The sequence below is a fragment of the Clostridium sp. UBA4548 genome, from assembly GCF_002387895.1.
Classification (GTDB): Bacteria; Bacillota; Clostridia; order Clostridiales; family Clostridiaceae; genus Clostridium_J.
On sequence record NZ_DGLI01000037.1, the window covers coordinates 68,780 to 84,139 of the forward strand.

Annotated in this window: 21 protein-coding genes; all 21 read left to right on the top strand. The window is 31.7% G+C overall.

Features of this window, described 5'->3' with window-relative positions; all coding sequences use genetic code 11:
- Positions 1-34: 34 nt before the first annotated feature.
- The 21 genes from B3040_RS13815 to B3040_RS13915 all read left to right on the top strand — a co-directional run bounded on the left by B3040_RS13815 (position 35) and on the right by B3040_RS13915 (position 15,350).
- Positions 35-493 (top strand): NUDIX domain-containing protein, encoded by a 459-nt coding sequence (locus tag B3040_RS13815; RefSeq protein WP_291574293.1) that lies wholly within the window; start codon positions 35-37, stop codon positions 491-493.
- Positions 494-597: 104 nt separating this feature from the next.
- Positions 598-1,035, top strand: a complete 438-nt coding sequence (locus tag B3040_RS13820) for a GNAT family N-acetyltransferase (RefSeq protein WP_291574296.1) — start codon at positions 598-600, stop codon at positions 1,033-1,035.
- A gap of 74 nt (positions 1,036-1,109) precedes the next feature.
- Entirely contained in the window at positions 1,110-2,018 is a 909-nt protein-coding gene (locus B3040_RS13825) for a GNAT family N-acetyltransferase (protein WP_291574298.1), read from the top strand.
- Between the two features lie 33 nt (positions 2,019-2,051).
- On the top strand, positions 2,052-3,230 hold the full coding sequence (locus tag B3040_RS13830; RefSeq protein WP_291574300.1) for a nuclear transport factor 2 family protein: 1,179 nt from the start codon (positions 2,052-2,054) through the stop codon (positions 3,228-3,230).
- A 154-nt stretch (positions 3,231-3,384) separates the two neighbouring features.
- Positions 3,385-4,272 (top strand): GNAT family N-acetyltransferase, encoded by an 888-nt coding sequence (locus B3040_RS13835; protein ID WP_291574301.1) that lies wholly within the window; start codon positions 3,385-3,387, stop codon positions 4,270-4,272.
- 120 nt (positions 4,273-4,392) lie between these two features.
- Positions 4,393-4,857 carry a GNAT family N-acetyltransferase gene (locus B3040_RS13840; protein ID WP_291574303.1) on the top strand — a complete coding sequence of 155 codons (465 nt, stop codon included), beginning with the start codon at positions 4,393-4,395 and terminating at the stop codon, positions 4,855-4,857.
- Between the two features lies 1 nt (position 4,858).
- Complete coding sequence (locus B3040_RS13845) at positions 4,859-5,332, top strand: HD domain-containing protein (RefSeq protein ID WP_291574305.1); 474 nt, start codon at positions 4,859-4,861, stop codon at positions 5,330-5,332.
- A gap of 3 nt (positions 5,333-5,335) precedes the next feature.
- Positions 5,336-5,761, top strand: a complete 426-nt coding sequence (locus B3040_RS13850; protein ID WP_291574308.1) for a GNAT family N-acetyltransferase — start codon at positions 5,336-5,338, stop codon at positions 5,759-5,761.
- Between the two features lie 179 nt (positions 5,762-5,940).
- Positions 5,941-7,170 carry a nuclear transport factor 2 family protein gene (locus B3040_RS13855; protein ID WP_291574311.1) on the top strand — a complete coding sequence of 410 codons (1,230 nt, stop codon included), beginning with the start codon at positions 5,941-5,943 and terminating at the stop codon, positions 7,168-7,170.
- 340 nt (positions 7,171-7,510) lie between these two features.
- Positions 7,511-7,969 (top strand): GNAT family N-acetyltransferase, encoded by a 459-nt coding sequence (locus B3040_RS13860; protein WP_291574313.1) that lies wholly within the window; start codon positions 7,511-7,513, stop codon positions 7,967-7,969.
- A 51-nt stretch (positions 7,970-8,020) separates the two neighbouring features.
- Positions 8,021-8,302 (top strand): hypothetical protein, encoded by a 282-nt coding sequence (locus B3040_RS13865; protein ID WP_291574315.1) that lies wholly within the window; start codon positions 8,021-8,023, stop codon positions 8,300-8,302.
- A 39-nt stretch (positions 8,303-8,341) separates the two neighbouring features.
- The gene (locus B3040_RS13870; protein WP_291574317.1) at positions 8,342-8,569 is read left to right on the top strand and encodes a hypothetical protein; all 228 of its coding nucleotides are present in this window, start codon (positions 8,342-8,344) and stop codon (positions 8,567-8,569) included.
- Positions 8,570-8,692: 123 nt separating this feature from the next.
- Positions 8,693-9,616, top strand: a complete 924-nt coding sequence (locus tag B3040_RS13875) for a GNAT family N-acetyltransferase (protein WP_291574319.1) — start codon at positions 8,693-8,695, stop codon at positions 9,614-9,616.
- Positions 9,617-9,795: 179 nt separating this feature from the next.
- The gene (locus B3040_RS13880; protein WP_291574321.1) at positions 9,796-10,848 is read left to right on the top strand and encodes a serine hydrolase domain-containing protein; all 1,053 of its coding nucleotides are present in this window, start codon (positions 9,796-9,798) and stop codon (positions 10,846-10,848) included.
- A gap of 15 nt (positions 10,849-10,863) precedes the next feature.
- Complete coding sequence (locus tag B3040_RS13885; RefSeq protein WP_291574323.1) at positions 10,864-11,112, top strand: hypothetical protein; 249 nt, start codon at positions 10,864-10,866, stop codon at positions 11,110-11,112.
- Between the two features lie 63 nt (positions 11,113-11,175).
- Positions 11,176-11,391 (top strand): hypothetical protein, encoded by a 216-nt coding sequence (locus B3040_RS13890; protein WP_291574325.1) that lies wholly within the window; start codon positions 11,176-11,178, stop codon positions 11,389-11,391.
- 29 nt (positions 11,392-11,420) lie between these two features.
- On the top strand, positions 11,421-12,374 hold the full coding sequence (locus tag B3040_RS13895) for an alpha/beta hydrolase (RefSeq protein ID WP_291574327.1): 954 nt from the start codon (positions 11,421-11,423) through the stop codon (positions 12,372-12,374).
- Between the two features lie 71 nt (positions 12,375-12,445).
- Positions 12,446-12,883 carry a GNAT family N-acetyltransferase gene (locus tag B3040_RS13900; RefSeq protein WP_291574329.1) on the top strand — a complete coding sequence of 146 codons (438 nt, stop codon included), beginning with the start codon at positions 12,446-12,448 and terminating at the stop codon, positions 12,881-12,883.
- Between the two features lie 60 nt (positions 12,884-12,943).
- Positions 12,944-13,387: an NUDIX hydrolase gene (locus tag B3040_RS13905; RefSeq protein ID WP_291574331.1), complete on the top strand. Its 444-nt coding sequence runs from the start codon at positions 12,944-12,946 to the stop codon at positions 13,385-13,387.
- A 164-nt stretch (positions 13,388-13,551) separates the two neighbouring features.
- A complete protein-coding gene (locus B3040_RS13910) occupies positions 13,552-14,523 on the top strand; it encodes a hypothetical protein (RefSeq protein WP_291574333.1) in 972 nt (323 codons plus the stop codon).
- On the top strand, positions 14,520-15,350 hold the full coding sequence (locus B3040_RS13915) for a class I SAM-dependent methyltransferase (protein ID WP_291574335.1): 831 nt from the start codon (positions 14,520-14,522) through the stop codon (positions 15,348-15,350). Before B3040_RS13910 ends, B3040_RS13915 begins: the two co-directional genes overlap by 4 nt.
- Positions 15,351-15,360: the final 10 nt, after the last annotated feature.

Here is a 15,360-nt window from a genome sequence, read left to right on the forward strand (position 1 = left end):
ATTATACCATAAGTAAAATCATGTGGAGGTAACTATGATTATTGAATTGAATAATAAAAATAAAATAATCTTTGGTGAAAAGATTGATGGTATAAATTATATTTTGAGAGAAGGAGTATATGGGGTAGCATTTAATGATGCTGGGCAGGTAGCAGTACTTAAAAATGAATACGGTTATTTTTTGCCTGGGGGAGGATTGGAAGATGGAGAAAAACTAGAAGAATGCCTAGTAAGAGAGTTTAATGAAGAATTAGGATGTAATATATTTATTGATAAATTTATTGGAGAAGCATCCAAATATTATTTTTCTGAAGCATTTAATCAATATAGAAATCCAATTGGATTTTTCTTCAAAGTAATTATTAACGATGATGATTTAGAATCAATTGAAAAAGATCAAACCTTAGTTTGGATGTACCCACTTGATTGTATAGAACTTTTACATGAACACCAAGGTTGGGCGGTATTAGAAGCAACAAAACAAACAAGTTAATTTTCAATCTTCTTAATTAAGGATTAGACTATGAAAGATATTTGGAAAAGAATAATCAGAAAAAAGTAAAAATAGGGTAAGTAAATATTTTAGGGGGAGATAATATGGGGATTAGTTTTATACCTATAGATAAGGATAATTGGCTTGATTGTGTTAATTTAGAGGTGACAGCAGAGCAAGAAGATTTTGTTACGAATAATACTTTTTCTGTACTTCAATCTCATTATGATGACAGAAATTACCCAATAGCAATATATGATGACACCGTAATGGTAGGGTTCTTAATGTACCTTTATGATAAAGATTTTAAGTCATACAGATTGAGAAGATTTATGATAGATAAGGATTATCAGGGTAATGGATATGGTACACTAGCACTTTTAGAACTCAAAAGGTTAATCAAAGATAAGTATGATAGTGACACACTATATACAAGCGTAAAACCTGAAAATAATGTAGCTAAAAGCTTATATAAAAAGGTGGGCTTTAAAAATACTGGAGAAATACGTTGGGGTGAAGAAATATTGAAAGTTGATATATAGGTTTATGTCACGTATTTTATCATGCTTATAATTAGTGATTAAACAATGGGGAAGGAAGGACTGAGAATTTAGAAATGAAGGATATAGGTCAGGAGATTGATTTAGGGGATAATATAAAGTTAGTGTATAAGGAGCCAGAGGTGTTTTCTAAATATTATATTATTTATCATGGCCAGAAGTATGCAAATTATTATTTTAGAAAGTCATCATCCTTATTATTAGAGAAAGCAAAACTTATAGATGCGGGTTATTTAATTTCAAAAGATGAGCAGGTTGTTGGTGGGATTCTCTTAAAGCCTAATTTTATGGCGGATCTATTTATTGTTCCACCATATAAGGACTATGAATTTATAGGAGACAAAGTAATAAAATACCTAAAGAAAATATCAGATAAAAATAAGAATATACTAATTCAAGAAGTGTTAGAGGAGTATTTGCCCTTTTATGAAAGTAAAGGGTGTGCAATTTTTGAAGATGGTTTTTGGATGACTAGACCTACAGAGCATATGGAATCCACTGTTCCTGAAAACTATGAGATAAAAGCTGTTAGTGAAGAGTACAAGGAAGGAATTGCAGAGTTGTTAATAGCAGCATACTCAGCAAATCCAGCTTTTAAATCAGTGGATAGTAAGGAATCCTATATGGAACATGTAGATAGCGCTATTAAATATAGCAAGGATAATACTGTCCTTTATAATAGTTCAAGAGTAGTGATTTGCAGGGACACAAATCAGGTTGTAGGGTCATGTTTGCATATGGAATTTGAAGAACTTCCATTAATTATGAGCTTTGCTGTTAGTCCAGAACATCAAGGAAAAGGAATTGGAAGTTATTTAATTAAGAATTCAATTAGTTGTACAAGTACTATTTATCCAGCAACTAGACTGTTTGTTTATAGTAATAATTCGGCAATTAAAATTTATGAACACATGGGATTTATTAAAAACAAAACAATCAACGATATGTATTTAGTTAATGACTAAAGCGTAAAAATAAATTATTTGGGGGAATTAATCATGGAAAGATATAAGAATATAAATTCGATTGAAGAAGTAAAGAAGGTTCTCGGAGATTTTCAAGAGTTATACAAAAATAAAGATATTAGCAAGGTTGATAATTTTGTAGACGAAGAATTTTCTTCAAGGGAGGGTCTTGCAGTCCTTGGTAGCAGCATGGGGCAGTGGTGTTTTAAAACAGAGGATATAAAAACACTTATAAAATCTCATCTGGCTAATGAAAATAACTACTGGAAGGATGTAAATTTCAAATTTCAAGAGGCTAAGATTTTTGCAGATGAAAATGTAGCCTGGGTTGTTTCTCTAGGAGTCATCAGAAACACAATAACTGAGGAGGAATATATTGAAGATACTATTGAGAAAGTAAAAGAACTATTAGACAGGGAAGATAGGAGCAAGGTAGATGCTCTTAAAGCGGCAAACCAAATGGCTAATACATTAAGACAAATAGAAAAAGGTGAAAATTATATATGGCCTTTTAGGTTTACTTGTGTACTTATAAAGGAAAATCAAACTTGGAAATTCCATCAGATGCAGTTTTCCTTTGATTCTGAGTCGTGGCCAGATAGATTAGATGATAAAACTTATATTAAAGATATATTTGAAATGCCTGAAATAAATTCAAAGGTTGAGTATGAGGAAGTAAGAAAGAAACTTCAAGTGTTTCAAGATGGATATATAAAAAGAGATGTAAATTATGTTGATGAATATATGAAGGAAGTTTTCCTGCTCAATGAAGACTTAATAGTAATAGGTACAGATGCCGATGAGCTTTGCCTTGGGGTTGATGCTGCTAGAGGAATTGTTGAATCAGATTGGAAGTATTGGGGAGACTTTAAGTTTAATGTAGACAATGCTTTGATTTCAGTTAATGGGGATGTTGCTTATTTTACTACAAAAGCATTTTTAGAAAGAAATATAACGGATAAAACAATGCTTGGCTGGATCAATTCCTCAAATAAATATACATTTAGCTCTGAGGAGGCACCTAAACATAAATTGTTAGAAGCTCTTAATGATACTATCGGATATATGTACGAAATGGAGAAAGGTGAGGCCTTTATTGTACCAATGAGGTTTTCGGGGGTATTAGTAAGAAAAGATGGTAAATGGCTTATTCAACATCTTCAGTACTCGGACTACAATGAGGGAATGCCAGAAGTAAGGAAGTTTGAATAATGGAGTCATACCACATTGTAAATCTTAAGACTTTTGTAATTTATGGTGAACTAGAGGTATTTTAAATATTTTATAAGGCGAAAGTAATGAAAGAAATTTTTATTAATTAAGAGGATGTTGAGGCAAGAATTCATGAGTGGGGAGAGGTGATTATATGGATATAAGATTTAAAAATTATAGTAAAGATGATTATTTTAAGGTTTGTGAGTTTCTTATAAAAATATCAAAGCACAGTGAACAGCACATTAATTGGAATTGGGCTAGATGGGGATGGATGACTCATCATGCTGAATTTGATAATAGTATATCAGATAAAATAGGAATGTGGTTTGAGGAGAATGAATTAATTGGAATAGCTACCTATGATCATCTTTTAGGTGAAGCAATTTTCATTGCAGATGAAAGGTATAAATTTCTAGAAGAATCCATGCTGAAATATTGTATTGAGAATTATATGGATGAAAACGGACTTGGAATAGCAATTAATGATGCAAATAAAGAATCAATTGAATTATTAAAAAGAAATAGTTTCGTAACAAATGAAAATGCAGAGAATGTATTAGAAATAAATCTAGAAACAGTTAATCTTGAATATGTTATTCCCCAAAATATAAAGCTTAGTAATGTTAAGAACTTAGATGATGTTTTTAACTATAATAAAGTGCTATGGCATGGTTTTGATCATGAAGGTGATGCACCTGAAGATGAAGAAACTATATCAAAGTTTAGAAAAATGCTTTCAGCACCTCAAAATAACTTTTATTTAAATGTGGTTGCTAAGGGCGGAGATAAATGGGTTGCCTTCTGTGCTTGTTGGTATGATAAAAGTACGGATTATGCATATGTAGAACCAGTATGCACTGTATATGAATATAGAAGAAAAGGAATTGGACAAGCTGTTGTATTAGAAAGTTTAAAAAGATGTAAAGAACTAGGGGCTAAAAAAGCTTATGTAATATCAACGGATGAGTTTTATAAAAACTTAGGATTTAAGCAACATTCACATTACACTTTTTATTGGTATAAAGAATGTAAGAATTAGAGCATTACCAAAGGTAATTGAGAGAACATGTAGCTTAGAAATATGTTTTTTATCAAGGTGAATTGTATGAAAATTATATTATAAAAAGACTAGTAAGGTTCTAAAAGGGGATGGGAGAAAATGAGTGAAGTTATAGTTCATGAAATGAAATATTGTGGTGGGAAAGTAAAATCCCATATTAGCTTAGTTAATTATTGTGATGCTTACTATGAGGATTATCGCAAAATTTGTTGTGATTGTTTTCGTAGTCTAAGTTTAGCTACAAATTTAGATCCTGATGAATTTTACACAAGAGAAGACATGATAAAAAAGAAGGATACAGTTTATCTTATGTTCCTTAAGGAAGAAATGGTAGGCTCTGTGGAAATACATGATAATATAATAGATCATCTCTTTGTAAATGAAAAATATCAAAATAGAGGATATGGAAAGAAACTTTTACTCTTTGCAATTAACTATTTACAACAGCTTGGAGTTAAAGACATTATCTTGTACGTAGCAGATATAAATAAAGAAGCTGTTCAGCTTTATTTGAATAATGGATTTAAAATTACAAAGACAACAAAAGAACATTGGGGGAATTAATATGAATAGAATTGAGGTTTTAAGAAAGTATATTGATGACATTCTTTTGAATATGACGGATGTTGAAGAAAGACGATGTGGGTATTTGCATTTATATGGAGTGGCTCAAAGCTGTGCACTAATTGCACTAAAGCGAGGAGAAAATGCTGAGCTAGCTACTATGGCAGGGATGCTTCATGATATATATTCCTATTCAAAAATGGATACAAATGAACATGCACATAAAGGTGCAGAACTTTCAAGAGAAATTTTAACTTCATTAGAAATAACTAATGATAATGAAACAAATATAATTTGTGGAGCTATTTATAACCATAGCTCAAAGGGAATCGTACACTGTGACTTTGACGAAGTTTTAAAGGATGCAGATGTTCTCCAACATTGTTTGTACAACCCTACTTTTGAGATTATGCCACATGAAAGAGAGCGATTTGAAAAACTTAAAGAAGAATTTGGCATTGGTTGGGAGATATGAAAAATGAGAAATTTTATTATTGAAGAAGGCACAAGAGAGGAAATCACTTTAGTTAATAATAGTTTGGTTGATTATAATTTTTCTAAGGTTCCTCCTATAAGAGAACCTCACATAACACATATAAATAAAGTTATAAAGGGTGAGAATGGAGAAGTATTAGCAGGACTCATAAGTGTGATATACGGATGGGATTATCTTCATATATACATCTTATGGGTGAAAGAAGACTGTAGAACTGAAGGGTATGGAGTTGCTCTTTTAAAAGAAGCAGAAAAGGCAGCAAAAGAAATGGGTTGTAAAATGATAACCTTAGAAACCTTTGAGTTTCAAGCAAAGGATTTTTATCTTAAAAATGGATATGAGATATTCGGAGTATTAGAGAATTGTCCTTTTGAGTACAATACTTATTATATGAAGAAGAATATTTGAGGTATGAGTGTAAGAAGTGCACGGTATTTTTACTAAAAACTAGGTTTTCGTAAAGTTAGAGTTAATTATAATTCCTGGAAAAACCAACTTGGTGAATTACAATCATCAGTAGAGTATGAGATGACAAGGAATGATTTTAGCAGGTTTATAAGATGATTGATAAAAAGGGGGAATTAATCATGAAAAAAGTTGGAATTAATTTATTAGATAAAGATATAAATGAGGAACTAGGGAAAGTTGGAAAGTGTGATCATAATGCACATATAGAAATAAGACAAGTCCTTGAAAAGTTTCAACAGGGTTATACTGAGAGAAATTTAGAAAAGGTAGAAATCTTTGTAGAAGAACTTTTTGTTAAGGGAGAAGATACGTGTGTTTTAGGTACTGCAACTGGGGAGCTATTTTTAGGTAGCGAAGAAGTGAAAGAGCTGATTAAAGGTGATTGGGAATATTGGGGAAATGTAAATATTAACTGGGAAGATGCCCATATTTCTATGAAAAATCAAGCAGCTTGGTTTTCAACCACTGGTACTGTAAGTTACTCCTTTGAGCACACTCCAGAAAGATATGATGGTTATGTTGATTTTATTAAAAATATTGCTGAAGATAGTAAGCTTACACCAAAGCAAAGGGTGGCTTTTATTAATCAAGTTTTAACCTTAACTTATCACCAACGTGAAGGAAAGAAAAGAGAGTATCTATGGCCAATGGGATTAAGTGGAGTACTGTTAAAAGATAATGGTAAGTGGAAGTTTTCTCACCAACAATTTTCACTACCAAAATCTAATTTCCCGGATGAACGTTTTGAAAGTTCAGGAGAATTTATAGAGAATTATAATAATCAAAATAACAAGGTCAAGGAATACAAAAATAATCAGATTACAGAAGAGCTAAAAGTTCTTTTGAGAACCTTAGAAAGAGAATTAATTGGACAAAGTAAAGTTTCAGAGGAAATAGTTAAAAAGTATTTTACGAAACATAATGTACCTTCAATTATAGGTAGTGAAAATAATTTACACTATGGAGTTAATAACATCAGAGAATTTTTCTCTAAGCAAGGGGAATTAACTCTTTCTTTAGACTTAGATCATGCAATTGCTCAAAACAATAAGGAACTTATTTGGGTTGAAGCTATTGGATTATTAAAGAAAAATATAAGTGAGGATAACCTGGCAGAACTTACTTTAAAAGACATAGGTAATTTATTTAGCAGTGATAATGCATCTAAGGAAAAAATATTTGCTGTCCACAAAGCTGTAGCCTACTCTCTAAGGGAAGGGGCTTCAGGTGAAACTTACACCTATCCAGTAAGATTTACAGCAATAGTATCAAGGGAAGATGAAAGTTTAGTATTTGAAAATATACATTTTTCATTCCCATCTTATTGGATATTTGAAGGGAAACTATAATATAAAGCCATCTTTAGATTCTAATAATTAGCTAGAGCTTCAAAATATATAAGCTAATGATGAATAGTATAATATTATAAGTTTGGAAGTTTAATGAAAATTATGGTAAAATTAAGGAAGATAATTTACTAAGCAATTAAGTAATCAAGGCAGAAGTATAAATCCTAGTACTGTTTTTACTATAAGTTAGTGAAAATAGAATACTAATAAAGGATTTAATTCTGCCTTGAGTTTTATTCAAATGAATACTTTTAACTTGTATTCAATAAATTATAGAGGTGTAAAATGGAAATAGTTACAGAAAGATTATTTTTAAGGAAACATGTGAGGAGGAAATACTATGTACCAATATTATAAAGGCATGATTATTAGAGAAGGGGCCAATGGATTAAAAGTAGACGATATAAAGGAAATGTATGTGGAAGCTGGTTGGATAAGTAATAGCCAACCTCAATGGCAAGACGAAAAGTATGAAATTTGCTTTAAAAATTCAATGTGGGTTTTCACTGTATGGCACAAGGAAGACATTATTGGGATGGTAAGGGTGGTATCAGATGGAGTTATGACTGCTACAATACAAGACTTAATTGTTAAGCAGCAGTATCGTGGAAAGGGTATAGGAAAAAAACTTGTAGAGTTATGCTTACAGAAGCTGCCTCATGGAAATTGGTGGGCACATACAACTCCTGATAATTATGATTTTTATAAAAACTGTGGCTTTGAAATTCCACAGATATCTACAGGAGCAACAATGACCTATATGGGATTTGCTAAGGCTAAGTTAGATGGTCACAGGTAGTTGCAAAATCTTAAGCTTGAGGAGAATTAATAGCAATTTAGGGATGAGAATATGATTGAAATTAGAGAGTTGACTGAAATGGATATGAAAGAAGCAATAGGGCTAAGAATTTTATGTTGGACAGAGGAACTAGCTGGTAAGGCTGAAAATACTCTTTCAGTTGAAGAAGAACTTGAGATGTGGGTAGATTGGATGAATAAAGCTGAAGAAAACAATGATATTCGGATGTTGGTTGGAGATTTTGAAGGGGGGCGGCTGTTAGGAGTAGCCTTTAGCAGTTTTGCGGAAACCTTTGACATACCTGAAAGAGGGATAGAGCTGAATGGTCTATAGGTATATCCTGACCAGCGAGGTAAAAGAATTTCTCTAATTATGATGATTTATATATTAGATCTTTACTTAGCTAAGGGTATGGAAAGTATAGTTATTTATAACCATCATTATGCACCATCAAATCAGTTTTATCAAAAGTTTGGCGCAAAAGTTTCCAGACAAGAATATCAGTTGGACGGGGGTCTTTTAATAGATGTATTTCTAGCAGACATGGCACAAATGAAAAGAAAAATGGGGCAGTGGCTAAAGAAATATATGGAAATATAAATGGCTAAAAAAAGAAGCTGTAGAATACCAAATTATAATTTAGGAATTATATGAAATTATACTGAACGTCAATGAAAAGTTAGCATAAGCAGTTAGATTTAATGGATTAGAGGTGTATGAATCATGGAGAGAGTTTGGTCAAAGGATTTAAAAGAATATGATTTAAAGGATGGGTACAGTATTGAGAAAGCTCAGTGGGAGGAGTTTTCAGTATATTTTGCTGTATATGAAATATTTAAGATGAATGTTTGGTTTAGACAGAGCTTTGATGCTTATTGCTCAGTTTTAAAAAACTATGATATATGTTTTTGGATTAAAAAGGATAATTTCAGAATTGGCGGGGTATTACTAGACCTTAATTATATGAACTGTTTATTTCTTCAACCACCTCATAATGAATATGACCTTATAATAGGCGAGTTGAAAAAACTATTATTAACTTACTCAGATAGTAGCAAACCAATTTATGTTGGTGCAGTGAAACCCGATAAAGTGAAATACTATCAAAGGGCAGGCTTCAAGATTGGAGAATCTAGAAGGTGCATGATTAGACCTACTGAGGAGTTTCATGTAACTTGGGATCGTGATTATGACATTGTTTCAGCAACAGAGGATAAGAAAAGTGGCATAGTAAAGCTATTTACTGAAGCATTTAGTAATGAAAGTAAGGATGAAGTAAATTTTGAAAAAGAGAATGAATCTGTTGAGTTTTACTTTACTAAAAGCTCAACAAATACCTTGGTAAATAAAGCATCTACACTGATTTATGAAAAGAAAACTAATGAACTAGTAGGTGCATGTTTAATTTCCATTTGGGAAGATTGGCCAAATGTATATGATATAGCTGTAAAGCCATCCTTTCAAAAAAGAGGACTAGCTAAAAATATGCTTAAAAGGGCATTAACTGTATTAAAAGAAGGCTACCCTACACTAAGACTATTTGTAACATTAGGTAATGATGCAGAAATGCTTTATCATCAAATGGGATTTTTAGCTGGTGTGGAAACAACAGAAATGATTTTACCTGTAAGAGAAAGCTATAAATAATCAATAAAAAACAAGAAATTTGGTTGGTTTTGTATTATAAGTAAGGATGAATTAAGTTGCAGTGGTAGTTTTAGCTGAAAGAATATGCATAAGAAAAATTTAATTCCGTAATAACGTACAGTTTGGAGTTGAAATTTATAATAAATATTATTTGCAGAATTTAAAAAGGGGTGAAAAGATTGGATGCTCGTATTATAAAATCACAAATATTAAGTAGGAAACCTGATTTTTCAGGGGCCATATTCCTTTCGATTAATGGAGAAACCCTTATGCAAGAAGCTATGGGAGAGGCTAATATAAGTGAACATATTCCCAATTATGTAAGCACAAGATTTCCAACGGTTTCTGGAAGTAAGATATTTACAGCTGTTGCAATATTAAAACTGATTGAGTTAGGAAGATTATCACTAGATGATTCGGTTACAGTTTGGCTACCAAACTTTTTTTCATACATGGATGATTCGGTAACAATTCGCCATCTACTTACCCATACATCAGGTTTTGGTGATTATTTTGATGAGGAAGAAAATGATACAGATTCATCTTATGCGAGTGTATGGGAAAACATCTCCATGTATGCTATGAAATCACCTAATGATTTTTTAAGATTACTTCAAAATAAAAAAATGGAATTTCAACCTGGTTATCGTTTCAAATATAACAATGGTGGGTTTGTAATACTTTCTATGATTATAGAAAAAGTTTCTGGCATGGATTTTGCACTTTTTATTCAGAAGTATATTTTTGGCGTGTGCAGAATGAATAATAGCGGTTATTTTTCAATGGACGATCTTCCGAGCAATACTGCAATTGGCTATACAGACAATGGAAAAGGTGGCTTAAAAGCCAATATTTATTCTGTGCCAATCATTGGTGGTGGCGATGGTGGTGCCTATACTACCGCAGAAGACATGTATTTGTTCTGGAATGCCTTGTTAAATGGGGAAATACTAGCCCCTCATACTGTACAAGCTATGTGTACCCCACAAGTAAAAACTGGAGAAGATAGCAATGCCTATTATGGTTATGGTGTATGGTTAGATACATGTAATGAAAGTGTTATCAAAATTCATGTTATGGGCGGAGATCCTGGAGTATCATTTAGAAGTGCTTATTACCCGAATGACAAAATTGTATGCACTGTTTTATGTAATCGTGATGCTGGTAGTTATATGGCATTTAAAGTAGCTGAGGATATGATGTCTACTATGCAAGCTAAAAATCCATTATAAGAAAGGGTGGAATATGTGAAAGAGAGTGAAGTTGACAAAAGAAATATTCTTGATGAGGAACCATTTTCATATAAGGTTACTAAAGATAAGAAGGTTTTTATTTATTGGCATGGTAAACAAGTAACCATATTAAAAGGAAAAATCAGTGAAGAGTTTTTGGCCAAAATAGAAAACGCAGATACAAAAGAAACTCAGCTAGTTATGGCAAAGGTAACTGGCAACTTTAAACATGGTAATGAAAAGGATAATAAGACTAAATATTAATTACTTATAAGTAAAGATATATACAATTACTTAATATGAGGGGTTATAGAAAAGGGGAATTAAATGAAAAGATATACAGAATCCGAGTTAAAAAAGGCATTAGATACAATAGAAGAAGGAAGTACCTTTTCAGAAGTATCAAGAGAATCAGGGCTTAATAAAAGCATTCTGGCAAGAGAAATGAGAAAGAGAAAAAATGAAAAGGCTAATGAGAATATGGCTAGAGATAGGGTAAGAATAACTGAAGAAATTATAGATGCATATGAAAAAAATATTTAAGCGGTGCACTTTAATTTGGAGGAAATGTTATGAGATATGAAAAGTACTGGATTATGGAGAGTGAAGTGAATACTCTTTATAATCAAAGTAAATATAAAGAGGCATTAACTATGCTAGAAAAGTCATCAGAATATCTTATGCAGGATGAATACGAAAAATATGAATTTAATATAAGGACTTCTAAAGCTATCTTTTTTTGTTTAGAGAATAGGTTTGAAGAAGCATTAAATATTATGGAATCACTGGTTAGTGAGGGATTAGCTTGTGATAATGATATTTTTAATATGCTTCCTATGAAAGAAAATATTAGATATATAAAATTAAAAGAAAAAAACAATATAAATTTAGAAAAGGCAAGGAAAGAGGCAAAGTCTAAGTTTATTGTTCATGCTCCAAAGGATTACACTTCAGAAAAGAAGTACCCCTTGTTTATAGCTTTACACGGAGATCCAGGAAGCATAGATGAGTTTAGTCAGTACTGGAAACCTGATGAATTTTTAAACAATGACTTTGTTTTTGTTTATATTCAATCATCACAATTAGCAATTCAAAATGGGTATGGTTGGACTGGAAATCTTTCAATTTCAAGAAATGAAATTAAAGAATGTTATAAACTGATATTAGAGCAGTATTCAATAGACCATAGTTGTGTGCTCATTGGAGGGTTCTCTGGTGGGGCTATGGCTGCTATGGAAGTTACTATGTGCAATGATATACCTATAAAGGGGGTTATTGTTCTTGGGCCAGATCTAACAGAATCCTTTAATAAAGAGAATGTTAGGTTAGCTTCTAAAAGAGGTGTAAAAGCTGTCCTTATGGAAGGAGAAGTAATAATGCACTCATCGGAACTAGAGGAGATTATTAATACTTTTGAGGAAAGTGGTCTTTTATATAAATTCATAGTAAATAAAGGCATAGGACATGCAGTTCCTAGGGATTTGTCTTGTAAATTAAGTGAAGCAATTCAATTTATATGTAGTTGATGATTTTGAAGGTGCCTAAGTAAATATTAATTATGGATAGTTGCTTTCAGCAGCTGTAAGGAGTGGGGTTTATGGGGATTTTACTAAAACAAGTAACAAAAGAAAATTGGTATGAATGTAATAGTTTAGAAGTTTATGAAGAACAAGAAGGAATTGTAGCACCGAACTATAATTCAATCATTATAAGCTTATTATATGATAACTGGCATTCAAAATGTATTTATGAAGATGATGTATTGATAGGATTTCTTTTATATGGTATTGAAGAAGATACAGGTAAACCAATGTTACTTAGATACATGGTTGATAAAAAGTTTCAAGGAAAGGGTTTAGGGAAAAAAGCACTTTTGAAATTACTGGACTTGATAAAAATTGAATATGGAAATATAAAGTTTTATACAACAGTTTCACCCAAGAATGTATCTGCAGAGAAGCTATATGAAAGTGTGGGCTTTGAAAAAAATGGGGAAATAATGTGGGATGAAAATGTAATGGTAATACAACTATAAGATACATTAATATTAAAAGTTTACCAGGTTAAGTTTTTGATGAAATAAAAGGAGAGATTTATGGATAATACATCGTACATTGTAAATGTAGAGGCAGCCATATATGAAAATGATAAATGGCTAATTATAAAAAGAAGTGAAGAAGAAGAACATGCTCCAGGGCTTTTATCTATGGTTGGTGGGAAAGTTGAAATAAAAACTCCTGAAGCTAATGTTTTAGAAGCGACTTTGAAGAGAGAAATTATGGAGGAAGTCGGAATTCAAGTTTCAAATGAAATGCATTATTTAGAGAGCAAATCATTTATATCAGACAAAGGGCAAGTGATAATTGACATAGTTTTTTTATGCAAGTATGAAACTGGAGAAGCGAAATGCAAGTCAATTCATGAGGTTAGTGAAATATATTGGATGCCTAGCAGTGATATATTAGAAAATAAAAGCGCTCCTATATGGTTAAAGGAAAGTATTAAAAAGGCAGAGAATCTTAGATTAAAAATGAAGTGACAGTTTATAAATATATTTAAGCATTATTGCAAATTTAAAATGAAAAGAAGGTAAATTAGAGGAGTTGTAACTTTTACTAGTGGATATGTATTTATTTACTTTATAGGCCAAGTAAAAAAGAAAACATAGCAATAATAGGCTAGTAAAAGGGGGGGGACTTAAGGGTGCTAAAAGTGAATGAGGTTTTAAAATATGATTTAGATCCAATACCTAAATATCTTTTAACGCGTGATGTAATGAAATTAGATAGCAAAAGTAAAGATTTAATAAGGGCTAAGGAAACAGCACTACAATCAAAGTGGGTTAAGGATATTGTAAAGCTTCAATGGGAAGATGGATCCTGGGGAGAGTTTCATAGCCTGAGTCAGTGTGCTAAATCACTAATTACCACAGAACAAGCATTAAGAAGACTGTTAGTGCTTGGACTAGATAAGAATGATGAAGTTATTCAAAAAGCACTTGTTTATATGGAGAAATACTTACGTGGAGAACTAGATTTAAGAGATAGGAAGGAAAAAAAGCATGATTGGAATGTGGTGACAAAACTATTTGTGGCAACCTGGATATTAATATTTGATCCCTCCAATAATTTAGCCAAGGGAATAGCTGAGGATTGGGCAAAAGTTATTACTCATGGTTTTTCAGGAGGGGAATATAACCACAATGCATATAAGGAAGCCTATTATGAAGTTCATAAAGCATCAAAAGATAAGCATATGCTGGGATTTCAAAGTTTTTACCTTGTTTCTATACTTAGAGGCATGTTATCCTCACAAATTGAATCAAAGTTTTTAGATTACATAATAAACTCTGAAAAAGGAATATATTACATCTACGAAAAAAGCCTCATAATACCTCCTAGTGAGTTTCATTCAAAAATTGCAAGTAGGTATGTGGATGCCCATGAACTGCTAAGTAGTTATACCTATTCTAAAACTAAGCTTCAGTATTTTAAAAGTTGGATAAATAATAATGTATCAGAGGATGGATTTTGGGATATGGGGAATTTGGTTAAAGATAAGATTTATTTTCCACTATCTGATTCATGGAGAAAGACTATTAACAGAAAAATTGATTGCACTATTAAGATACAAAGGATATTAGAAAATCTAAAAGTTGAAGGTGACAAAAAATGAGTGAAGAAAACAAAAGTAGTACTAATCTATGGGATAAGGTTGCAGTAAACTTTGGAAAAGTTGGGCCAAGGTACTGGGATAGCTTTGGATTAAGGTTGGTGGAAATATCAACCATTAGAAGTGGAGCAAAGGTATTAGATATTGGAATGGGCAGAGGTGCTTCATTATTTCCAGCAATACATAAAGTGGGTAAAACTGGACATGTTATTGGTATTGATAATTCAGAAGTAATGGTTAGAGAAACCTATAAAGATATTATAATCGAGAATATCAGTAATGCAGAAGTTAAGGTAATGAATGCTAAACATTTAGAGTTTCAAGAAGATTACTTTGATAATGTTTTCTGTGGTTTTGGGTTTGGATACCTTATATTAAGTGAAAATAAATTACAAGGGATAAAAAAGGTTTTAAAAACTGGTGGACAGGCCAGCTTTAGCATATGGGGAGTGCAAGAAGAACAAAAATGGTTGACTAAAATCATTGGTAACTATATTAATAATGATAGCAAAAGTATTAATAACAATACTAAAAATTATATTCCTAAATTTGATACGGTGGATACAGTAACGAAAATATTAAAGAATGAAGGCTTTAAAAAGATTAGGGTTTATGAAGAGAATAACCTTGTTATATATGACAGTAAAGAACAATGGTGGAAGGAAATGTGGACTAATGCTGTAAGAGGAATATTTGAACAAATAGAAGCTTTGGGCTTAGATAAGCTTGCTGAGTTTAAAAATGATGTGTTTAATGAACTTGAGAACTTTCAGAAAGAGGATGGGATATACTTTAATATGCCAGTTATGTATGCTTACGGAGAAAAGTAAATTTATTATT